The sequence below is a fragment of the Pseudomonas tremae genome (assembly GCF_001401155.1).
Taxonomy (GTDB): domain Bacteria; phylum Pseudomonadota; class Gammaproteobacteria; order Pseudomonadales; family Pseudomonadaceae; genus Aquipseudomonas; species Aquipseudomonas tremae.
Genome location: NZ_LJRO01000508.1, coordinates 33,697 through 54,389 on the forward strand (window position 1 = coordinate 33,697; position 20,693 = coordinate 54,389).

Consider the following 20,693-nt stretch of genomic DNA (forward strand, 5'->3'; position numbering starts at 1 on the left):
GGAGCATGCCGGTTAACTGAATGTGACACGCACATGGCGATGTCGTGACAGCGGCGCCGTATTACCGAGGGCTGTCGGGCGTGGGTCGGTCGTTATGGCCGAGGTCGCGTGCCGGATCGATCTGGTCCCGGAGGCGCTGCTTGAGCACTTTGGCCTCGGGAAAGCCGCCATCGGCCTTGCGCTCCCAGAGCTGCACACCGTCACAGGTGATGCGAAATGCGCCACCGGTGCCAGGCTGCAGAGACACCTTGCCCAAGTCGTCACTGAATGTACTCAGCAACTCCTGAGCCAGCCACGCTGCGCGCAGCAGCCACTGACACTGAATGCAATAGGTGATGACTACTTCGGGTTTTTCGGCAGGCATGAATGTCCGCTCCAGCAAAGACAGACGACCATCATACCCAGCGCAAGACCAATCAACGAGCGCTGGTGCTACGTCGCAGTGTTCGGCGCCATACTGATGTGTGACGGCAAGGCAGCGTTTGCCGGATGCAGCGAGGGATGACGTGGGAATACCGGTCAGTTGCGCAGATCATCCGGCTCAATCCCAGAATCAAGGCGCTCACGCAGAAACTCGACAAATGCCTGCACTGGCCGCGACGCCTGACGGTGCTGCGGGTAAACCGCTGACAGCGTCAGCGGTTCGGGCCGCAAATCATCCAGCACACGAACCAGGCTCCCGTCGCGCAACGCTGCACCGACGATAAAGGTCGGCAAATAGGTGACACCCAGCCCGGCAAGGGCGGCGTCCTTGAGCAGCTCACCGTTATTGACGCGCATTCGGCCACTGACGCTCAGGCTGGTTGCCTTGCCCACATTCTGAAAACGCCACTGCACCTGACGACTGTGCCCGTAAGGCAGACAATCGTGAGCGTGCAAGTCCTCGGGTTTTTGCGGCGTACCACGCTCGGCGAGGTACGCCGGGCTGGCGCAGTAAACCCGATCAATCGACGCAATGCGCCGCGCAATCAAGCTGGAATCCTCCAGCAAGCCGATACGCAGCACCACGTCATAACCCTCACTGATCACGTCCACCGGACGGTCGCTCAGATCGACTTCCACCGCCACATCGCGGTAACGCTTTAAAAATTGTGGCAGCAGGCAGCCCAGATGAGCAACTGCAAACGACAGCGGCGCACTCAGGCGCAGCGTGCCTCTGGGTTCATGGTTCTGCCCGGTGATGCCCTGTTCCACTTGTTCGACCTCGGCCAATAGACGCAGGGACGATTCGTAGTAACTCTGGCCCAGTGGCGTGACATCCAGGCGTCGTGTCGAGCGGTTGAGCAGACGCACCCCGAGCCGCTCCTCCAACTGCATCAGGCGACGGCTGACAAACTGCTTGGACAGCCCGAGCTTTTCGGATGCCGCCGTGAAGCTGCCAGACCCCATGACCTGGCAGAAAATTCGCATGTCTTCAAAAGGATTCATGGGTCGCGGCCTGAGTGTGATCAACAAGATGTTCACCCAGAGCCTAACGTTCCGCTGGGCACTGTCAACCTCAGCGAGACAGTGATTCATCTCTCAGCCCCTTATTGCGACAGTCGATAAGCCGTAATCTTCGTCTCACTTGATCGATTGCTGAATGTGCAGCATCGATGTACGGATGGAGAAAGAATCATGCTGACTCTTCGCAAGGCTTCCGAGCGTGGCGCTGCCAATCATGGCTGGCTGAAATCCTTTCACACCTTCTCTTTTGGCGGCTATCGCGACCCGCAGCAGCAAGGATTTTCTGACCTGCTGGTGATCAACGATGATCGCGTGGCTGAAGGCAAAGGCTTTGGTCAGCACCCGCACCGCGACATGGAGATATTTTCCTACGTGCTGGAAGGCGCACTGGAACACAAGGACACACTGGGCACCGGCTCGGTAATTCGCCCGGGTGATGTGCAGCTCATGAGTGCCGGCAGTGGCGTGGCGCACAGTGAATTCAACCATTCGCACACCGAGGGCGTGCATTTTCTGCAAATCTGGATCGTACCGAACGTTGCAGGTGCAACGCCGAACTACCAGCAGGAGCATTTCAGCGCCGAGCAGAAACGCGGCCTTTTGCAGTTGATCATCTCGCCGGAAGGCGAAAACGGTGCGCTCAAGGTTCGTCAGGACGCTCGCGTGTATGCCGGCCTGTTCGATGGCAACGAAACTGCGACGCTGGAGCTGGCACCCAACCGCTACGCTTACGTGCATGTTGCCCGTGGCAGCGTCGTGCTCAATGGCGAGCAACTGGGCGAAGGGGACGGTGTACGGGTGCGCAACGAACAGTTGATCAGCCTGAAAGACGGCGTCGACGCAGAGGTGCTGGTGTTTGACATGCGCCCTAATGAAATGCCGCAGATGCCTTGATGATAAGCGCCGGACAACGCTGCTTCACAGCAAGTGGCGTTGTCTGGAAATGCCGATCAGTAAAACGCACAAACAAAAACGCCGCTCTATTGAGCGGCGTTTTTGTGAATTTGGAGCGGGAAACGAGACTCGAACTCGCGACCCCGACCTTGGCAAGGTCGTGCTCTACCAACTGAGCTATTCCCGCAATATGGCGTCCCCTAGGGGACTCGAACCCCTGTTACCGCCGTGAAAGGGCGGTGTCCTAGGCCACTAGACGAAGGGGACACTGCCTGAAACACAATGGTGTGTGTTTCAGTTCCAGACACCATCCGAAGATGTGTACTGGTTTCACTCAACCCTGCCCTGAAGCAAAGCTGCTTAAAAATGGAGCGGGAAACGAGACTCGAACTCGCGACCCCGACCTTGGCAAGGTCGTGCTCTACCAACTGAGCTATTCCCGCAATGGCGTCCCCTAGGGGACTCGAACCCCTGTTACCGCCGTGAAAGGGCGGTGTCCTAGGCCACTAGACGAAGGGGACACACGTACAACATTCACTACTTATTTGCGCTACGCTGTGTGCTTTACGCTGTAAGTGGCGCGCATTCTATGGATGGTTTGAGAAGGCGTCAACCCCCATCTGAAAATTTATTGAAATCAATAACTTCGACGTCGGCCAGACAGTGGCCGACAGCAACCGGCCGTCCGCTGGCCTGACCTATATTGCTCAGTTGCCTGATCTGCCCTCATCTATATAGAAGAGATGCCGACAAACTCCGAGAGGGCATCTATGCGCAGTAGTGCTTAGCCACTACACTCGCACTAAAACTAATTGAACAAATGAGGTTTGCACAGTGACTCCACTCATGATCACGCTGATGGTACTGGCAGGCATTGCGCTGCTGATCGCGATCGGCTACCTGAATCACGTCGCTGAAAACGGCAAACTGGAAAAAGCCCGCACCAAGGTTGAACTGAGTGATCGCCTGCGTCGCTGCGGTGAAATCACTGAAGTGTTTCCAGGTCAGCTGATGTCACCCGCACTCAAGTTGCTTTTGACACGCCTGGAACTCAACGTTGTGCAGCGCATGCTTAATATGGAGAAAGGCAACGCCCAGCTCAAGCACCGCATCGGCGAACTGGAAGAGCAGATTGCCAAAGGCGAAGGCATCGATGTGCCCAACCCGGTCTCGCCTATTCAGACCGAAGCCAAGGCCAAGGATGTACGGTTTCTGCTGGAAGCCCTGCATGGCCAGGTCACGCGGGCTGCGCATGACGGTTTTCTGCAAACCAGCGAAGCCAAGCACTGGATTCGTGAGATACGCACTATTCTGGTCAACCTGCATATCGAGTTCTTCAACAATCTGGGTCAAACCGCACTGTCTCAGGACCAGCCAGGTCAGGCACGCCTGGCCTTCGAGCGCGGCGTGCAGTATTTGCGTAACCAGCCCGACCCTGTCACTTATCAACAGCAACTGCTGGCGATGGAAAAGCAACTGGCCCGTGCCAACTCGGTGGTCTTGACCAACACCGCACCTACCGAAGATGACGATAACGCACTGACTGAAGGCCTGAAACAGGACGACACCGAGTCGGAATGGAAGAAAAAAGTCATCTACGACTGATGACTGCCCGCGCAGCTGCCCGAACAGCCATACGGGCAGCATACGGTCGGTTGATGCTGGTTCAGCAATCGGTCGACGCCAGGAAGATGGCTGCCAGACGCTCCACCCCCGCCTGATCCGCCTCTTTGAAGCGCCCTACACTCGGACTGTCCAGGTCCAGCACGCCAATCAAACGTCCCTCCTTGACCAACGGCACAACGAGTTCGCTGTTCGACGCACTGTCGCAGGCGATGTGCCCTGGGAACTCGTGAACATCCTGAACACGCTGGGTCTGCCGGGTGTGCGCCGCCGCCCCGCAGACTCCGCGACCGAACGGGATGCGCACGCACGCGATCTGACCCTGAAACGGTCCCAACACCAGTTCTTCGTCACGATTGAGATAAAAGCCAGCCCAGTTCAGGTCTTCGATCTGGGTGTAGAGGAACGCCGAGAACTGCGCCGCGTTGGCGATGAAATCACGCTCATCTGCCAGTAACGCCTCAAGCTGTGCGGCCAGCAGCCCGTAACCCTCAAGACCCGCCCCGGTGTTTTGCAAATCGATCATGCCTTTTGCTCCAACAATTCAAGTCCTACCCAATAACGTGCAAATTGATAAGCGCATCGGCCGTTTCGGTTGCCGCGCGCGGTTGCCCAGCGAATGGCAGCCTTTTCAAGAGGCTCGTCACGCTGCCATTGCAGTCCAGCCTTGTGCGCCAGTTGCGTGATCCAGTGCTCCACCACGTTCAGATAATGCTCCTGAGTAAACGGGTAGAAAGACAGCCACAATCCGAAACGGTCGGACAGGGCAATCTTGTCTTCTACCGCTTCACTGGGGTGCAGTTCACCGTCGACGTGCTGCCAGTTGACGTTGTCGCTCTCCTTCTCCGGCACCAGATGGCGACGATTGGAGGTGGCGTACAGCAGCACATTGTCCGGTGCCTGCTCCAGCGAACCGTCAAGCACGCTTTTCAGCACGCGATAATCGCCCTCCCCCGACTCGAACGACAGGTCATCACAGAACAGCACGAACCGCTGCGGCAGCGCCTGCAATTGCTCGACCACACGGGGTAGATCCCCCAAGTGATCACGTTCGATTTCGATCAGACGCAGGCCCGCAGGCGCGTATTCGGCAAGCAATGCCCGGATCAGCGATGACTTGCCAGTGCCCCGCGAGCCCCACAGCAAGGCATGGTTGGCAGGCATGCCTGCAATGAACTGGCGTGTATTGCGCCCTAGCTGATCACATTGCCGGTCAACGCCGATGAGGTCGGTCAAGCGTGTATCCAGACTGACCTGCAAGGGCATCAGATAGCCGCTGCGCCCTTCGCGCACCCAACGGGCAGCCAGCGCCTGTGTCCAGTCGACAGGGTCTCGCAGGGCCGGCAGCAATGGCTCCAGACGGGCCAGCACCGCGTCAGCGCGCTGCAGAAAAGCATCCAACCGAGAATCCACGGGATCTCCTCACTATTTAACTGATGGGTGACCGGTGCCGATCAGCTATGCTTGACCGGCATCGGCACGACAACTGACAGTCATTACTCATGGATATATCGCTCAAGAACAGGCTTTCATTCAAACAGGCACGACTGTCCGTTCTGATCGGCTTCGTGCTTGGAACCCTGTTGAGCGTGGCGCAGATTGCGATCGATTATGCCAGTGAAGACGCTTCCATCAATCGGGAAATCAAGTCACTGCTGGAAATCATCCAGAATCCCGCCTCGCGAATTGCCTACAACATCGATGCCGAACTGGCTCAGGAACTCACTCTCGGGCTGCTGCACTCGCCTGCGGTAGTCAGTGCCAGACTGACCGACAACAACGATACGGTACTCGCCAGCGTCGATCGACCAATGGCCACAGGCCGCTATCGAGTGCTCAGCGACTGGCTGTTCGGCGAAAGCCGGCAGTTTCAGGAAAAGCTGCACCTCGATCATCTTCCTGATGAAACCATCGGCACACTGTACCTGACTGTCGACACCTTCGCGTTCGGCAGTCACTTCCTGCAACGCGCAGAAATCACCCTGCTCAACGGATTTTTACGCAGTCTTGCGCTGGCCGGCATTCTCACCATCCTGTTCTACGCAACCCTGACCAAACCGCTGGTAAGGGTCATCCGGGAATTGAGCAGTCGCGATCCGCGCAGCCCCGATCAGGCAAAGATAAACTGCCCGCCGCACCACGAGCAGGATGAAATCGGCGTGCTGGTCGCGACGTTCAATCGCCAGTTCGAAACCGTGAGCACCGAGTTTTCAAGACGCCGTGCGGCCGAGGACCGGCTGAACGATCACCTCAACGAGCTGGAAAATATCGTCTCGGCGCGTACCGACGAGCTCAAGGCAAGCAACCTGCGCCTGCGCGAATCCAATGAAGAGCTGCAGATAGCGCGCAGTACTGCGCTGGACATGGCCCATGCGCGCGCAGCTTTCCTGGCGCACATGAGCCATGAAATCCGCACGCCGCTGAACGGCTTGCTGGGCATGCTGGCGCTGTCGCTGGACAGCCCGCTGGGCGCAGAACAACGCCAGCAACTGATGATTGCCCATGACTCGGGCAAGGTCCTGGTGGAACTGCTCAACGATATTCTCGACATGTCCAAATTCGACGCCGGTCACCTGGAGATCGAGCGCATTCCTTTTGATCTCGGCGCCTTGATCGAAGACACCGCCAACCTGCTCTCGCAGAACGCGGCGCCCAGTGTCGAGTTGACCTGCCTGATCGAGCCGGACTTTCCGGCGATGATCACGGGCGACCCGACCAGAGTCCGGCAAATCGTCAGCAATCTGCTGTCCAATGCCCTCAAGTTCACCCGCTTCGGACGCGTCGATGTGCGCCTGACTCACCATGCGGACGCCACGCTCGGAGACAATCGCATCCGTATCGAGGTGCGCGATACCGGCATAGGGATCGCGCAGGATGCGCAGGCCAGGATTTTTCAGCCATTCACTCAGGCAGAGACCGCCATCACCCGCCAGTACGGTGGCACCGGACTGGGTCTGGCACTGACCCACAATTTGTGCGAGGCCATGAATGGCAAGCTGAGCATTCACTCGCTGCCGGGGTTCGGCAGTCAGTTCAGCGCCGAATTGCCATTGCCGATCCATATGCCTGCGGTCGCCCAAACCCCACTCAAAGGCCGTGTCACGGTCATCAGTTCGGCGGGCAGCGGGCTGGTCGAACTGCTGGGCACTCTGCTGCCTTACTGGGGCGTGGACCTCAAGCGACGCAGCGCTGACGACCTTGATCCGGATGACACGCCGGACCTGGTGATTACCGACTGCCCGGAATGCCTGTTCGCCATTCGGCCGAGGACGCCAGTACCGATATTATTGGTCACCGCGTACGGCAACTTCATGCCTAGCGAACAGGTTGCTGCCCTCGCCCCGCTGCAACAGCAGGCCCGACCGCTGGCCCGAAACGCGCTTTACCATACGCTGCGACGAATCCTGAATCATGAAGAGACAGGTATCGGAGACCCAGCGTCAGGCGAACAGGCAACACAACGGCTGGCGCGGGTCCTTTTGGTAGAAGACAACCCGGTCAATCAACTGGTCGCTAAAAGCATATTGGTCAAACTGGGGTGCGAAGTGGTCGTCAGCAGCCATGGTGGCGAAGCACTGGAGCAATTGGAACAAGGCCATTTCGATCTGGTATTGATGGACTGCAACATGCCGGTCATGGATGGCTACGAAGCCAGCCGCCAGATCCGCAGCAGCGGTCGCTGGCCCAACCTGCCGATCGTCGCCCTGACCGCCAACGCCATGCCTGACGAACGCGAGCGCTGCAAGGCGGCAGGCATGAACGACTACCTGGCCAAACCGTTCAGACGGACCGAACTGATCAGCATTCTGGACCAGTGGATACCGCTCACCGAGAACAGCTGAAACCGCCTAACGCAACAGCGCCTCGATTTCACTGGTCAGCTCTTCAGGCTTGGTCAGGGGGGCGAAACGCTTGACCAGTGTGCCGTCCTTGCCGATCAGAAACTTGGTGAAATTCCACTTGATACGCTCGGTTCCCAGCAAGCCCGGCGCCTGCTGTTTGAGCTGGACGAACAACGGGTGGGCCTGAGGGCCATTCACGTCTGTTTTTTTGAACAGCGGGAAGCTGACACCGTAGTTCAGCTCGCAAAACCCCGAAATAGCGCCTTCATCGCCCGGCTCCTGCTTGCCGAACTGATTACACGGAAAGCCGAGCACTACCAGTCCTTTATCCCGGTAGTCCTGCCAGAGCTTTTCCAGCCCCTGATACTGAGGCGTGAAGCCACACTTGCTTGCCGTGTTGACCACCAGCACCGCCTTGCCGGAAAAATCGGCGAGGGTTTTCTGTTCTCCCTTGATCGTGGTGACCGGGATGTTGAGCAGGTTTTCACTCATGACGAGACCTAGGTTCGAGACAGGACGGGAAAGACACCGCCTGACGGTAGCGCGCAAGGCAGCTGCGCGCACGCCAGTTTTCATAATTGTTGCCGGCAAATAGCAAAGTGCGCTAAGCGCGAGTCTCCAGCGTCAGGCACACCGAGTTGATGCAATAACGCAGGCCGGTCGGTGGAGGGCCGTCGGGAAATACATGCCCCAGGTGAGCGTCACATTTGGCGCAGACGACTTCGGTACGAATCATGCCATGACTGACATCGCGCACTTCGACCACCGCACTGCCTTCCAGCGGCGCATAGAAACTCGGCCAGCCGCAACCCGAGTCGAACTTGGTTTGCGAATCGAACAGCGCCTCGTTGCAACAGATGCAATGGTAGACACCGGCTGTTTTTGTGTTGTTGTACTTGCCGGAAAACGGCCTTTCGGTGGCTTTCAGTCGGCACACATTGTATTGCTCCGGGTCGAGCATCTGCTTCCACTCTTCAAGCGTTTTTTGCATCTTGTCCACAGGTACACCTCCAAACTCGAAAAAGCCCGATCTGTGTCTTTTCCGCAGATCAGGTGGCACGTATGATTGCGCCCATTCAGACCCCAGTCTGTCACCCGTGTTTGTCGCATACAAACCCATTTTCATGGCGAGCGTGCAGCAACCCTCATTGCAGGCCGGCAACACCTCGTCCATTTTCGGGATCATCACCATGCAGTTCAACAAATCGAACAAGCTCGCAAACGTCTGCTACGACATTCGCGGGCCAGTGCTCAAGCACGCCAAACGTCTGGAAGAGGAAGGCCATCGCATCCTCAAGCTGAATATCGGCAACCCGGCACCGTTTGGTTTCGAGGCGCCGGACGAAATTTTGCAGGACGTGATCCGCAACTTGCCGACAGCCCAGGGCTACAGCGACTCCAAGGGCCTGTTCAGCGCCCGCAAAGCCGTCATGCAGTACTACCAGCAGAAACAGGTCGAAGGTGTCGGCATCGAAGACATCTATCTGGGCAACGGCGTTTCCGAACTGATCGTGATGTCGATGCAGGCACTGCTCAACAATGGCGACGAAGTGCTGGTGCCGGCTCCCGACTATCCACTGTGGACGGCAGCCGTTGCGCTGTCGGGTGGCAGCCCGGTGCATTATCTGTGCGACGAGCAGGCCAACTGGTGGCCGGACCTGGAAGACATCAAGGCCAAGATCACCCCGAACACCAAGGCGATGGTCATCATCAACCCGAACAACCCGACGGGTGCGGTTTACTCACGCGAAGTGCTGCTGGGCATGCTGGAACTGGCACGTCAGCACAACCTGGTGGTGTTCTCCGATGAAATCTACGACAAGATCCTCTATGACGATGCCGTGCACATCTGCACCGCCTCGCTGGCGCCGGACCTGCTGTGTCTGACATTCAACGGCCTGTCCAAGTCCTATCGGGTAGCGGGCTTCCGCTCCGGCTGGATTGCCATTTCCGGGCCGAAGCACAACGCGCAGAGCTACATCGAAGGCATCGACATCCTTGCCAACATGCGCCTGTGTGCCAACGTGCCCAGCCAGCACGCTATCCAGACCGCTCTTGGCGGCTACCAGAGCATCAATGACCTGATTCTGCCACCAGGCCGCCTGCTGGAGCAGCGCAACCGCACCTGGGAATTGCTCAACGACATTCCAGGCGTCAGTTGCGTGAAGCCGATGGGCGCGCTGTATGCGTTCCCGCGTATCGACCCGAAAGTCTGTCCGATCTTCAACGACGAGAAGTTCGTTCTCGACCTGCTGCTGTCGGAAAAACTCCTGGTGGTGCAAGGCACGGCGTTCAACTGGCCCTACCCTGATCACTTCCGCGTTGTGACCCTGCCGCGCGTCGACGAACTGGAGCAGGCCATTGGCCGCATCGGTAACTTTCTGAAAGGTTATAGTCAGTAAGCTGTCGCTCTGCCTGGCTGCCCCGACCCGTTCGGGGCAGTTTATTTCTATCCCGCAAAAACTGTCTTCAGGCACAGCCTCCACCCCTTCAGGCATCGACCACTCTGGCTCAGGCGCTGTTCAGCTTTCCCGGATTACCATTGATTGCGACGGCAGGACACAGTTTGAAATAGTCCCTGTGTTGAATAGCGACGGTCATCACCTTATATACCCGGCATCGAGTTACATATTTACCTGAGGAGAACGTTTCGACCATGATGCGCATTTTGCTGTTTTTGGCCACTAACCTTGCGGTCGTGCTGATTGCCAGCATCACCTTGAGCCTTTTTGGCTTCAATGGGTTCATGGCGGCCAACGGGGTTGATCTAAACCTCAATCAGCTGCTGGTTTTCTGCGCTGTGTTCGGTTTCGCGGGCTCGCTGTTCTCGCTGTTCATCTCCAAGTGGATGGCGAAAATGAGCACCGGCACTCAGATCATTACCCAGCCTCGCACTCGCCATGAGCAATGGTTGCTGCAGACCGTCGAACAATTGTCTCGCGACGCAGGCATCAAGATGCCGGAAGTCGGTATTTTCCCGGCCTATGAAGCCAATGCATTCGCCACGGGCTGGAACAAGAACGACGCACTGGTAGCAGTGAGCCAGGGCTTGCTCGAGCGCTTTTCGCCGGATGAAGTGAAAGCTGTACTGGCGCACGAGATCGGCCACGTTGCCAACGGTGACATGGTCACGCTGGCCCTGGTGCAGGGTGTGGTGAACACCTTTGTGATGTTCTTCGCCCGCATTATCGGCAATTTCGTCGACAAGGTGATCTTCAAGACCGAGAACGGTCAGGGTATTGCCTACTACATCACGACGATCTTCGCCGAACTGGTGTTGGGTTTCCTGGCCAGCGCGATTGTCATGTGGTTCTCGCGCAAACGGGAATTCCGCGCTGATGACGCGGGTGCCCGACTGGCAGGCACTGACGCAATGATTGGCGCTCTGCAACGCTTGCGCTCAGAACAGGGCGTACCGGTGAACATGCCTGACAGCCTGACGGCGTTCGGCATCAACGCCGGCCTCAAGAAAGGCCTGACAGGCATGTTCATGAGCCACCCGCCGCTGGAGCAACGCATCGAGGCACTGCGCCGTCGCGGCTGAACATCTAAATACCCGATAAAAAACCGCTGGAACTTATATTAGATTTAGATCATGAGGATGAACGACTATGGTTCATCCTCATTTTCTGGAGCTTTGAATGTTCCCCAGCCTCTTCATTTCCCACGGCTCCCCTACCTTGGCCTTGGAGCCCGGCGAGAGCGGCCCTGCCCTCAGGCAACTGGCTGCCAGCCTGCCCAGACCTCGCGCCATCGTGATGGTGTCTGCGCACTGGGAAAGCCAAGAGCTTATTGTAAACGGCAACCCTCAACCCGAGACCTGGCATGACTTTGGCGGCTTTGCAGCCGAGCTGTTCGCGGTGCAATACCCCGCACCAGGGCTGCCGGAGCTGACCCGGACGGTCGTCGAACTGCTCGCAGCGGATGGTCTGACGGCACGCATCGACAGCAGAAGGCCGTTTGATCACGGGGTCTGGGTGCCTTTGTCGCTAATGTACCCGGACGCCGACATCCCTGTGGTGCAGGTCTCACTGCCAAGCCGTCAGGGGCCAGCGCTGCAGACACAAGTGGGCAAAGCGCTCGCCGGGCTTCGAGAACAAGGCGTGCTGATTATCGGCTCAGGCAGCATCACCCATAACCTGCGGGATCTGAACTGGAACGCGGGCCCGGGAAGCGCCGAGCCTTGGGCTGTGGAGTTTCGCAACTGGATGGTAGACAAGCTGCATGACGACGATGAAGCCGCCCTGCACCACTACCGCACCCTCGCCCCGCATGCCAAACGTGCACATCCAAGTGATGAACATCTGCTGCCGCTGTATTTCGCCCGAGGCGCAGGGGGCGCTTTCAGCATTGCTCACCAAGGCTTCACCATGGGCGCGCTAGGGATGGACATCTATCGGTTCGACTGACCCTGAACAACGCAGGCACTGCAGAATCCGGAATAAAAAAATCCCCGAACCAGTCGGGGATTTTTTATGCGCCGATCAGCTCAAGAGCGGATCAGTCTTCGCGATAGCGACGCAGTTTGAGCTGCTTGCCGGCAACGCGGGTGTCCTTGAGCTTGGTCAACAGACGCTCAAGACCATCTTCCGGCAGTTCTACCAAGCTGAAGCTGTCACGAACCTGGATACGGCCGATGGCTTCGCGGGCCAGGCCGCCTTCGTTGAGGATGGCGCCCAGCAGGTTCTTGGCAGCGATGCCATCACGCGCACCCAGCGCGGTACGGCAACGTGCACGACCTTCGGCCAATGGAACCGGCGCACGACGCTCGCGCTCTGGACGATCACCACGGTCGCTGCTGCCGCTGCGTTCTGGACGATCACCGCGAGGGGCGTTGTTCGGAACCAGCGGACGGTCACGCTCGATGGCTGCCAGGGTAAGAGCCTGACCGTTGGTAGCCTTGCGCAGCAGTGCAGCAGCGAGGGCACGCGGGCTGCAACCGATGTCGGCAGTCAGACGATCCAGCAGATCGCCATGAGTCGATTCGGCATCGGCAACCAGCGGCGACAGGCTGTTGGTCAGTTTCTTGATGCGAGCATCCAGAACGGCCTGGGCATCCGGCAGGCGGACTTCCGCAACCTTCTGACCGGTAACACGCTCGATCACCTGCAGCATGCGGCGCTCGCGAGGAGTCACCAGCAACAGTGCACGACCTTCGCGACCTGCACGACCGGTACGGCCGATACGGTGAACGTAGGACTCAGGATCGTAAGGCATGTCCACGTTGAATACGTGGGTGATACGAGGAACGTCAAGACCACGGGCGGCAACGTCGGTCGCAACAACGATGTCCAGACGGCCATCCTTGAGGGATTCGATGACGCGCTCACGCTGGTTCTGGGCGATGTCGCCGTTCAGTGCAGCAGCCTTGTAGCCTTTGGCTTCAAGGGCGCTTGCCAGGTCCAGGGTCGCCTGCTTGGTGCGGACGAACATGATCAGGGCGTCGAAGTCTTCGACTTCCAGCAAGCTCAATACAGCGGAGGTCTTCTGGTCAGCGTGAACCAGCAGGTGAGCCTGCTCGATCGCGGTAACGGTCTGGGTCTTGGTCTGGATCTTGACGTGCTTCGGGTCACGCAGGTGGCGTTCGGCGATGGCACGAATAGATTGCGGCAAGGTGGCCGAGAACAGGACGGTCTGGCGGGTTTCAGGCATGGCCTTGAAGATGACTTCGAGGTCGTCCATGAAGCCCAGCTTGAGCATTTCGTCCGCTTCGTCGAGAACCAGATGGTTCACGGTCGCCAGGACTTTCTCGTCACGACGCAGGTGGTCGCAGAGACGGCCCGGAGTAGCGACGACGATCTGTGCGCCATTGCGGATGGCCTTGAGCTGAGGGCCCATAGGCGCGCCGCCGTAGACCGCTACAACGGTCACGCCCGGCATTTGTTTTGCGTAGGTCTCGAACGCGGTGGCAACCTGAAGTGCCAGCTCGCGGGTCGGGGCCAGGATAAGTGCTTGCGGCTCGCGCTTGCTCGGGTCGATCCGGTGCAGGATAGGCAGTGCGAACGCGGCGGTTTTACCCGTACCGGTTTGCGCCTGACCGATCATGTCGTGACCGGCGAGAATAATCGGGATCGATTGCTGCTGGATGGCCGAAGGCTCTTCGTAGCCAGTGGCGACGACAGCTGCAACGATATTTGGATGAAGTTCGAGAGCGGCGAAGCCGCCGATTTCCTGGGTCATGGGTCTGCCTCTAGTGCATCCGCAAAGACCCATGCTTCAAAGCTGCGCGTGCCGTGTACGACCTTGAGGTCACCCTGGCTGCTTTGTCGGCGGGGATTTGCGAAAACGTTTGATGAATGGATCGTCCAGGCTAGTCCGCTATGCGAACAAGCGACCGAAGCTGGCTTCGGGGAACTGCAATACCTCGACGAGGGCCGTGTTAAGGCCGGCGCGCACTATACCGGAAATACGCACCTTGGTGAGTCTTTTTTTATGAAACATTACGCCCTGCGAGTGCAAAAGCGGGCATTGACCAGCGGCGCGACAGGCCCTCGCCAAAGCGCGGACCAGAGATTACGGGCATTGCCGCTTAAACGTTTAATCTATTCCTTCGGATGACCGGTATCGCGCCCTGCAGGGTGTGGCGAATTGTCCCACCCGAATTTCCGCATGGTCGGCGCATCGCCAGGCTCGTCAGGTCGCTGAACGGACAGCCCGGATCAACGAAGCCAGCGAGTACCCCAAACGTGGTGCAAGTGCTTCGGCACGCACGCTGAGCGCCTCGATATCAAGCACCTGATCCAGATCGGCAGGCACGATCAGAATCACGTTGCCCTCCTTGACCGGCAGCTCCCAGTAATGACGATGGTACAGACCACGCAGCAGCGCCGCGCCCAGCGGCTTGCCATCGTCGGTCGCCCACTGGTTGATGATCAGCCAGCCGCCGGGCGTGAGACGCTGCTGGCAGCTCTGCAGAAAATTCCAGGCCAGATGCCCGACGCCAGGCCCGACATCGGTATACAGGTCGACAAAGATCAGATCAGCCGGTTCCGCGCTGTGCAGCAGATCCAGCGCGTCGCCGATGCGGATGTACAGCCGAGGGTCATCATCCAGCCCCATGAACTCCATCGCCAGACGTGGCACGTCGGGACGCAGTTCGATCACTTCCACATCTTCCAGCGGCAGGAACTTCATGCAGGCCTGGGTCAGCGTCCCGGCGCCCAGACCGAGAAACAATGCGCTCTCCGGCGCCTCGTGGCACAAGGCGCCGATCAACATCGCACGGGTGTAGTCATACTCCAGCCAGCTCGGGTCAGCCGTGAAGGTGCAACTCTGTTCAATTGCATCGCCGAACTCGAGGAAGCGGTAATCCTCCACCTCCAGCACGCGGATCATGCCGAAGTCGTCATGGACCTCAGCCAGAATTCGTTCTACGCGCTCACGCTCTTCCGTCATCACCGTTCCTGGTCCTGGGCCGCACCGGGCGCAAAGCTCGAATTGTCGGGCAAGCGCACCGTTTTGTCACACTTTGCAGGCTGCAACACCTTTCCAGTGATCTGCGCCACGCTGGCAGCGTGACGACGAACTGCTAACATGCCTGTTCGATTGCGCAACCCAAGAGCCAATGATGAGCCAACCCTGGAGCCCCGACAGCTGGCGGGCAATGCCGATTCAACAGCAACCCCTATACCCTGACACAGAGCATTTGCTGAAGGTCGAACAGACGCTGGCCAGCTACCCGCCGCTGGTATTCGCAGGCGAAGCCCGCGAGTTGCGTCGCCAGTTTGCCGAAGTCACCCAGGGTCGGGCGTTTCTGTTGCAAGGCGGCGATTGCGCAGAAAGCTTCATGGAGTTTTCTGCGGCCAAGATTCGCGACACGTTCAAGGTGCTGTTGCAGATGGCAATCGTCATGACTTTTGCCGCCGGCTGCCCAGTCGTCAAGGTCGGACGCATGGCCGGACAGTTTGCCAAGCCACGCTCGGCCAATGACGAAACCATCGACGGCGTGACGCTTCCTGCGTATCGGGGTGACATCGTCAACGGTATCGGCTTCGACGAAAAAAGCCGCGTGCCGGATCCGGAACGCCTGATCCAGGCCTACAACCAGTCCACTGCCACCCTCAACCTGTTGCGCGCTTTCGCTCAGGGCGGGTTTGCCGACCTGCATCAGGTACACAAGTGGAATCTGGACTTTATCGCTAACTCGGCGCTGGCCGACAAATACAGCCAGTTGGCGGGTCGTATCGACGAAACCCTGGCATTCATGCGCGCCTGCGGCATGGACAGCTCGCCGCAACTGCGCGAAACCAGCTTCTTCACCGCCCATGAGGCGTTGTTGCTCAACTATGAAGAAGCCTTCGTGCGGCGCGACAGCCTGACCAACGATTACTACGACTGCTCGGCGCACATGTTATGGATCGGCGATCGCACCCGGCAACTGGACGGCGCGCACGTTGAATTCCTGCGCGGGGTGAACAACCCGATCGGAGTAAAAGTCGGCCCGAGCATGAACACCGAAGACCTGATTCGCCTGATCGACACCCTCAACCCGGACAACGACCCGGGACGTCTGAACCTGATCGCGCGTATGGGTGCCAACAAGGTCGGCGATCACCTGCCACAGCTGATTCGTGCGGTCGAGCGCGAAGGCCGCAAGGTGCTGTGGAGCTCCGACCCGATGCATGGCAATACCATCAAGGCCAGCAGCGGTTACAAGACCCGCGACTTCGCGCAGATCCTCGGCGAAGTGAAGCAGTTCTTTCAGGTGCATCAGGCAGAAGGCACATACGCCGGAGGCATCCACATCGAAATGACCGGTCAGAACGTCACCGAATGCATCGGCGGCGCCCGACCGATTACTGAAGACGGCCTATCGGACCGCTATCACACGCACTGCGACCCGCGCATGAACGCCGATCAGTCGCTGGAACTGGCGTTCCTGATTGCCGAAACCCTGAAGCAGGTCAGACGCTGACCAAAGCGTGCCAGATCAACTGCCCGCTCGAAACTTGAGCGGGTGGTCCCGAAGGGCTCAGACTTTAAGCGCGAGAATCACTGCGCACAGCACCAGAAACACGCAGAACATCAGGCGTAACGTGCGCTCCGGCAACGAGTGCGCCAGCTTTACACCCCAACTGATGCTGGCCAGACCGCCGATCGCCAACGGGATACCCATCGACCAGTTGACGTGGTCGTGCAGCGCGTAAGTGACCAGTGTGATACCAGTGCTTGGAGCCGCAAGCGACAGAGCAAGCCCTTGCGCAACCACCTGCGTAGCGCCGAACATGCTGGTCAGGATCGGAGTAGCCACCACTCCGCCGCCCACGCCAAACAAGCCGCCGGTGACGCCGGAACCGACACCCAGCAGCCACAGCCAGCGCTCATGACGCAGCCCGGTGCCTGCCTGACTATTACGCCAATACATTTGCGCGACGTTAAACACAGTCAACACCACCAGAAAGGCGATAAAGCCCAGGCGCATGCCTTGTGGATCGACCCTTACGGCCAGCAGCGACGTGAGCCAGGCCATGAAGAAACTGGGAATGATCAGCATCAGTGCGTTGCGCAGTAAAATCCGGTTACGCTGGTTGTAGCGCCACAACGCGAGCAACACATTGGGCAGCACCATCAACAAGGCAGTGCCTTGAGCCAGCTGTTGATCAAGCCCGAACAAAACGCCCAGTACCGGAATCGCCACCAGCCCGCCGCCAATTCCGAACAACCCGCCCAAGGTGCCCATTAACGCGCCGAGCAACACGAACATCACAATTTCAATCACACTGCATCCCCAACCATCCGATGGTCAAATGCTGCGCAGTCCTGTCCGCGTCAACACCCGATAATGTCTTTTTTCATACACAACACATGATGACATTGCTGCCAGCTCGCAGGCATGGAAATTATCCAGCGCGTTAAAACAGTTCAACACTGGGTTAAACTCAGTTTACCGAGTACGAGGATCCGACATGAGTGCCGACAAGAGCCCGACCCACCTTGAGTCCGCTGATTGCGACTTGTTGCTGCTGGATAATCAATTATGTTTCGCCCTCTACTCCACCTCGTTGATGATGACCAAGGTCTATAAACCCTTGCTTCAGGCACTCGGCCTGACCTATCCGCAGTACCTGGCCATGATGGTGCTGTGGGAAAAAGATGGTCTGACCGTGAGCGATGTCAGCACGCGCCTGCTGACCGATCCGGGTTCGCTGACGCCCTTGCTCAAGCGCCTTGAAGGTGAAGGCTTCATCAGTCGCACGCGCAGCAAGGAAGACGAGCGTGTGGTGTTGTTGCACCTGACCGAACAAGGTCGTGCATTGCAGCACAAGGCCCTGAACGTGCCAGGCTGCATTCTCTCCACCAGCGGCCTGAGCATGGAAAAACTCCATGAACTGCAGGCTCAGTTGCTCGACCTGCGTGACCATCTGCACCAGAGTCTGTAGGCGGGATTCAACGCAGCGTTTCACTCCTCGCAAAATTTAGCTTGCGCACTAACTAATCAAGAGATACCTTTGTCACGTGATTATCTTGCGCGCAAGTATTTGGCGCACAACCAAGCTCATGAAAACGAGGAAATACCATGGACACGCTCTACACCGCAGTTGCAACCGCCACCGGCGGCCGTGATGGTCGTGCCGTTTCCAGCGACAATATTCTCGACGTCAAACTGGCGACCCCGAAAGAACTCGGCGGTGCTGGCGGCGCAGCCACCAACCCTGAGCAATTGTTCGCTGCCGGTTACTCGGCCTGCTTCATTGGCGCGCTGAAATTCGTGGCCGGTCAAAGCAAACGCAGCATCCCGGCAGACGCCTCGATCACTGCTCACGTAGGCATCGGCCAGATCCCCGGTGGTTTCGGTCTGGACATCGACCTGCATGTCAGCCTGCCAGGCCTTGAACAAGCCGACGCCCAGCAACTGGTAGACGCCGCTCACGTGGTCTGCCCGTACTCCAACGCCACACGTGGCAACGTCGATGTGCGCCTGCATGTGACGGTGTGAAAGCCGCTTGAAGCCTGAGCACCGCTGTTCAGCAGAATTTCAGGCATAAAAAAACCCGCAGCGATGCGGGTTTTTTGCGTAACGGGGTCAAAACACCCTGCTTACTTGGCACGGCCCTTGTAGGAACCGCCTTCGCGGGTGTCGATCTCGATCATGTCACCGATTTCGATGAAGTCTGCAACGCTCAGCTCGGTGCCGTTTTTCAGCTTGGCAGGCTTCATGACCTTGCCAGAGGTGTCGCCGCGAGCGGAACCTTCGGTGTAGTCAACCTGGCGCACGATGGTGGTCGGCAGCTCAACGGAAACCAGACGGTCTTCAAAGAAAACGGCTTCGCAGATGTCGGTCATGCCTTCTTCGACGAATGGCAGAACGCTTTCGATGTCTTCGGCGTTCAGCTCGTACATGGTGTAGTCAGTGGTGTCCATGAACGTGTAGGTGTCACCACTGATGAAAGACAGGGTGGCTTCCTTGCGGTCGAGGATCACGTCGTCCAGTTTGTCATCGGCGCTGTAGACGATCTCGGTCTTGTAACCGGTCAGCAGGTTTTTCAGCTTGGTCTTCATGATCGCGCTGTTACGACCGGATTTGGTGAACTCAGCTTTCTGAACCAGCCAAGGATCGTTTTCGAGACGGATCACGGTACCGGGTTTCAGCTCTTTACCAGTTTTCATTGCATATATCCGAATTTGGATGAATTAACCAAAGGCTCTGTACGAGAAATAGCCTACACAGGCACTTTCCGTACAGAGCCTGATATCAAGGTCGCGTATCATAGCGAATTTCCATAAAACTGCACCAGCGCCGTGGCAAGATCAGTCTGTGCGGCTTGTTGCAGGCACCAGCGCTCGGCATGTCTTTCGATTTCAGGCCAGTGCGCCATCAGCTCTTTCCAGCTATCGGCAAGGTCGCCGCCAGCGCTCCAACCGTGCCACAAGCGGCTCAAAGCCTGTCCGGCAGGGGGCGAAAGCCCGTCCAGATACAGTGCCAGAAAAGCATCGAGCTTCGGCAGGTGCGCATCGTCTTCCTGTTGATAGATGTGCCAGAGCATCGGTCGCCCCGCCCATTGCGCCCGCACGAACGAGTCCTCACCGCGCACGATGTTGAAATCGCAGCTCCACAGCAGCAGGTCGTACTGCTCCTGACTGACGAACGGCAAGACCTGCACCGTGAGTGCGCCCCTCACCTGCGTCGTGCCTACCGCCAGTTCACTGCCAAGCCAGCGCTGCAGATCGCCCAGAATGCGGCCTTCCGGCACCAGCATGTGTGTCGGTCGTTCATCGTTGGCCAATACGTCAAGCCAACTGCCCAAGCCCGGGTTTTCGTAGGCAAACACCGATATCAGACGGGTATCTTCCTGCGGCTCGACGCCCAGCCCGTCAAGAAAGGCGCGCTGCGCCGCTTTGTCATGCTCAAAGGCATGGCGCCTGTTCACAAGGTCTCGCTCGCGCAGCAAACCGCCTGTGGTGTCGGAAAAACCCGGGAAGAAAAAGAACTTCTTGAGGCCGTTAGACTGCGGCGACGGCAGCCCGTGACAGCCTGACACCCATTCTTCGGCACTCAGGTAATCGAGGTTCAGCCACAGCGGCCTTGGCGAGTGTTGCAACATTGCTTCGGTGTACGACTCCGGCAATCGACAGGCAAAGGCTTCGATCACTGCATCAGGAATGACCGTGCTTGCCCATTGCACTGGCCACTGGCAAACGCTGACGCCTTCATGCTGTTGCTGCACGGCCGCCGCGTCGGCACCAGGACACAGACGAGCGAACGCCGACAGATCGTCGATCCATAAACGAACCTGCAGGCCATGTTCGGCAACCAATTGGCGTGCCAGACGCCAGGTCACACCCGCATCACCGTAGTTATCGACGACGCTGCAAAAAATGTCCCACGAGGCTTTCATCCTGGCTTCCTGAGGCTGAAGGGCAAAACGCTGATTGTCGTTCAGAACGGTC

20 protein-coding genes and 4 tRNA genes are annotated in these 20,693 nt (G+C 58.2%); 9 read left to right on the top strand and 15 right to left on the bottom strand.

Annotated features, from left to right (window positions below):
* Nucleotides 1-61 precede the first annotated feature (61 nt).
* A complete protein-coding gene (locus tag ALO43_RS27665) occupies nt 62-364 on the bottom strand; it encodes an Rdx family protein (RefSeq protein ID WP_024669858.1) in 303 nt (100 codons plus the stop codon).
* A 155-nt stretch (nt 365-519) separates the two neighbouring features.
* On the bottom strand, nt 520-1,428 hold the full coding sequence (locus tag ALO43_RS27670) for a LysR family transcriptional regulator (RefSeq protein WP_054998455.1): 909 nt from the start codon (nt 1,426-1,428) through the stop codon (nt 520-522).
* A gap of 189 nt (nt 1,429-1,617) precedes the next feature.
* On the opposite strand from ALO43_RS27670, the gene ALO43_RS27675 reads away from it, so the two are divergent.
* Nucleotides 1,618-2,340, top strand: a complete 723-nt coding sequence (locus tag ALO43_RS27675) for a pirin family protein (RefSeq protein WP_054998456.1) — start codon at nt 1,618-1,620, stop codon at nt 2,338-2,340.
* Between the two features lie 111 nt (nt 2,341-2,451).
* Here the strand turns inward: ALO43_RS27675 and ALO43_RS27680 are convergent.
* The 4 genes from ALO43_RS27680 to ALO43_RS27695 form a co-directional block, all read right to left on the bottom strand.
* Nucleotides 2,452-2,527, bottom strand: a tRNA-Gly gene (locus ALO43_RS27680).
* 4 nt (nt 2,528-2,531) lie between these two features.
* Nucleotides 2,532-2,607 (bottom strand) — tRNA-Glu (locus ALO43_RS27685).
* A 100-nt stretch (nt 2,608-2,707) separates the two neighbouring features.
* Nucleotides 2,708-2,783 (bottom strand) — tRNA-Gly (locus tag ALO43_RS27690).
* A 2-nt stretch (nt 2,784-2,785) separates the two neighbouring features.
* Nucleotides 2,786-2,861 (bottom strand) — tRNA-Glu (locus ALO43_RS27695).
* Nucleotides 2,862-3,186: 325 nt separating this feature from the next.
* Between ALO43_RS27695 and ALO43_RS27700 the strand changes: the two genes are divergently transcribed.
* Nucleotides 3,187-3,945: a hypothetical protein gene (locus tag ALO43_RS27700; RefSeq protein WP_054998457.1), complete on the top strand. Its 759-nt coding sequence runs from the start codon at nt 3,187-3,189 to the stop codon at nt 3,943-3,945.
* A gap of 61 nt (nt 3,946-4,006) precedes the next feature.
* Here ALO43_RS27700 and ALO43_RS27705 read toward each other — a convergent pair whose 3' ends face one another.
* Together ALO43_RS27705 and ALO43_RS27710 are read right to left on the bottom strand one after the other, a co-directional pair.
* The gene (locus ALO43_RS27705; RefSeq protein WP_005889809.1) at nt 4,007-4,489 is read right to left on the bottom strand and encodes a GAF domain-containing protein; all 483 of its coding nucleotides are present in this window, start codon (nt 4,487-4,489) and stop codon (nt 4,007-4,009) included.
* On the bottom strand, nt 4,486-5,376 hold the full coding sequence (locus ALO43_RS27710) for an ATP-binding protein (RefSeq protein ID WP_005889808.1): 891 nt from the start codon (nt 5,374-5,376) through the stop codon (nt 4,486-4,488). Before ALO43_RS27710 ends, ALO43_RS27705 begins: the two co-directional genes overlap by 4 nt.
* Nucleotides 5,377-5,465: 89 nt before the next feature.
* Between ALO43_RS27710 and ALO43_RS27715 the strand changes: the two genes are divergently transcribed.
* Nucleotides 5,466-7,805 (top strand): hybrid sensor histidine kinase/response regulator, encoded by a 2,340-nt coding sequence (locus tag ALO43_RS27715; protein ID WP_024669862.1) that lies wholly within the window; start codon nt 5,466-5,468, stop codon nt 7,803-7,805.
* A gap of 6 nt (nt 7,806-7,811) precedes the next feature.
* Here ALO43_RS27715 and ALO43_RS27720 read toward each other — a convergent pair whose 3' ends face one another.
* Together ALO43_RS27720 and msrB are read right to left on the bottom strand one after the other, a co-directional pair.
* Nucleotides 7,812-8,297: a glutathione peroxidase gene (locus tag ALO43_RS27720; RefSeq protein ID WP_005889805.1), complete on the bottom strand. Its 486-nt coding sequence runs from the start codon at nt 8,295-8,297 to the stop codon at nt 7,812-7,814.
* A 112-nt stretch (nt 8,298-8,409) separates the two neighbouring features.
* On the bottom strand, nt 8,410-8,805 hold the full coding sequence (gene msrB / locus ALO43_RS27725) for a peptide-methionine (R)-S-oxide reductase MsrB (protein ID WP_005889804.1): 396 nt from the start codon (nt 8,803-8,805) through the stop codon (nt 8,410-8,412).
* 190 nt (nt 8,806-8,995) lie between these two features.
* On the opposite strand from msrB, the gene ALO43_RS27730 reads away from it, so the two are divergent.
* From ALO43_RS27730 to ALO43_RS27740, 3 genes are all read left to right on the top strand, one after another.
* Entirely contained in the window at nt 8,996-10,207 is a 1,212-nt protein-coding gene (locus ALO43_RS27730) for a pyridoxal phosphate-dependent aminotransferase (protein ID WP_005889803.1), read from the top strand.
* 254 nt (nt 10,208-10,461) lie between these two features.
* A complete protein-coding gene (htpX, locus tag ALO43_RS27735) occupies nt 10,462-11,349 on the top strand; it encodes a protease HtpX (RefSeq protein ID WP_054998458.1) in 888 nt (295 codons plus the stop codon).
* 97 nt (nt 11,350-11,446) lie between these two features.
* On the top strand, nt 11,447-12,214 hold the full coding sequence (locus tag ALO43_RS27740; RefSeq protein WP_054998459.1) for a DODA-type extradiol aromatic ring-opening family dioxygenase: 768 nt from the start codon (nt 11,447-11,449) through the stop codon (nt 12,212-12,214).
* A 91-nt stretch (nt 12,215-12,305) separates the two neighbouring features.
* Here the strand turns inward: ALO43_RS27740 and ALO43_RS27745 are convergent, their stop codons facing one another.
* Nucleotides 12,306-14,018 (bottom strand): DEAD/DEAH box helicase, encoded by a 1,713-nt coding sequence (locus tag ALO43_RS27745; protein ID WP_172678971.1) that lies wholly within the window; start codon nt 14,016-14,018, stop codon nt 12,306-12,308.
* A gap of 420 nt (nt 14,019-14,438) precedes the next feature.
* Complete coding sequence (locus ALO43_RS27755) at nt 14,439-15,200, bottom strand: spermidine synthase (RefSeq protein WP_005889793.1); 762 nt, start codon at nt 15,198-15,200, stop codon at nt 14,439-14,441.
* A 172-nt stretch (nt 15,201-15,372) separates the two neighbouring features.
* Between ALO43_RS27755 and ALO43_RS27760 the strand changes: the two genes are divergently transcribed.
* On the top strand, nt 15,373-16,719 hold the full coding sequence (locus ALO43_RS27760; protein ID WP_024669867.1) for a class II 3-deoxy-7-phosphoheptulonate synthase: 1,347 nt from the start codon (nt 15,373-15,375) through the stop codon (nt 16,717-16,719).
* 57 nt (nt 16,720-16,776) lie between these two features.
* Here the strand turns inward: ALO43_RS27760 and ALO43_RS27765 are convergent, their stop codons facing one another.
* Entirely contained in the window at nt 16,777-17,523 is a 747-nt protein-coding gene (locus ALO43_RS27765; RefSeq protein WP_024669868.1) for a sulfite exporter TauE/SafE family protein, read from the bottom strand.
* 187 nt (nt 17,524-17,710) lie between these two features.
* Here ALO43_RS27765 and ALO43_RS27770 point away from each other — a divergent pair, with 187 nt between their 5' ends.
* Together ALO43_RS27770 and ALO43_RS27775 are read left to right on the top strand one after the other, a co-directional pair.
* On the top strand, nt 17,711-18,184 hold the full coding sequence (locus tag ALO43_RS27770; RefSeq protein ID WP_005889787.1) for a MarR family winged helix-turn-helix transcriptional regulator: 474 nt from the start codon (nt 17,711-17,713) through the stop codon (nt 18,182-18,184).
* A gap of 137 nt (nt 18,185-18,321) precedes the next feature.
* Nucleotides 18,322-18,741, top strand: a complete 420-nt coding sequence (locus tag ALO43_RS27775) for an organic hydroperoxide resistance protein (protein WP_005889785.1) — start codon at nt 18,322-18,324, stop codon at nt 18,739-18,741.
* 101 nt (nt 18,742-18,842) lie between these two features.
* On the opposite strand, the gene ALO43_RS27780 is transcribed toward ALO43_RS27775, so the two are convergent.
* Both ALO43_RS27780 and earP read right to left on the bottom strand, forming a co-directional pair.
* Nucleotides 18,843-19,412, bottom strand: a complete 570-nt coding sequence (locus ALO43_RS27780; RefSeq protein ID WP_005889783.1) for an elongation factor P — start codon at nt 19,410-19,412, stop codon at nt 18,843-18,845.
* Between the two features lie 98 nt (nt 19,413-19,510).
* Complete coding sequence (gene earP / locus ALO43_RS27785; protein ID WP_005889781.1) at nt 19,511-20,641, bottom strand: elongation factor P maturation arginine rhamnosyltransferase EarP; 1,131 nt, start codon at nt 20,639-20,641, stop codon at nt 19,511-19,513.
* Between the last annotated feature and the right edge of the window lie 52 nt (nt 20,642-20,693).

Coding starts and splice junctions, on each gene's coding strand:
- ALO43_RS27770 (WP_005889787.1), top strand. CDS start 17,711: ATGAGTGCCGACAAGAGCCCGACCCACCTTGAGTCCGCTGATTGCGAC.
- ALO43_RS27730 (WP_005889803.1), top strand. CDS start 8,996: ATGCAGTTCAACAAATCGAACAAGCTCGCAAACGTCTGCTACGACATT.
- ALO43_RS27705 (WP_005889809.1), bottom strand. CDS start 4,489: ATGATCGATTTGCAAAACACCGGGGCGGGTCTTGAGGGTTACGGGCTG.
- ALO43_RS27720 (WP_005889805.1), bottom strand. CDS start 8,297: ATGAGTGAAAACCTGCTCAACATCCCGGTCACCACGATCAAGGGAGAA.
- ALO43_RS27775 (WP_005889785.1), top strand. CDS start 18,322: ATGGACACGCTCTACACCGCAGTTGCAACCGCCACCGGCGGCCGTGAT.
- ALO43_RS27665 (WP_024669858.1), bottom strand. CDS start 364: ATGCCTGCCGAAAAACCCGAAGTAGTCATCACCTATTGCATTCAGTGT.
- ALO43_RS27700 (WP_054998457.1), top strand. CDS start 3,187: ATGATCACGCTGATGGTACTGGCAGGCATTGCGCTGCTGATCGCGATC.
- ALO43_RS27755 (WP_005889793.1), bottom strand. CDS start 15,200: ATGACGGAAGAGCGTGAGCGCGTAGAACGAATTCTGGCTGAGGTCCAT.
- ALO43_RS27740 (WP_054998459.1), top strand. CDS start 11,447: ATGTTCCCCAGCCTCTTCATTTCCCACGGCTCCCCTACCTTGGCCTTG.
- ALO43_RS27780 (WP_005889783.1), bottom strand. CDS start 19,412: ATGAAAACTGGTAAAGAGCTGAAACCCGGTACCGTGATCCGTCTCGAA.
- ALO43_RS27670 (WP_054998455.1), bottom strand. CDS start 1,428: ATGAATCCTTTTGAAGACATGCGAATTTTCTGCCAGGTCATGGGGTCT.
- ALO43_RS27675 (WP_054998456.1), top strand. CDS start 1,618: ATGCTGACTCTTCGCAAGGCTTCCGAGCGTGGCGCTGCCAATCATGGC.
- ALO43_RS27760 (WP_024669867.1), top strand. CDS start 15,373: ATGAGCCAACCCTGGAGCCCCGACAGCTGGCGGGCAATGCCGATTCAA.
- htpX (WP_054998458.1), top strand. CDS start 10,462: ATGATGCGCATTTTGCTGTTTTTGGCCACTAACCTTGCGGTCGTGCTG.
- earP (WP_005889781.1), bottom strand. CDS start 20,641: ATGAAAGCCTCGTGGGACATTTTTTGCAGCGTCGTCGATAACTACGGT.
- ALO43_RS27715 (WP_024669862.1), top strand. CDS start 5,466: ATGGATATATCGCTCAAGAACAGGCTTTCATTCAAACAGGCACGACTG.
- ALO43_RS27745 (WP_172678971.1), bottom strand. CDS start 14,018: ATGGGTCTTTGCGGATGCACTAGAGGCAGACCCATGACCCAGGAAATC.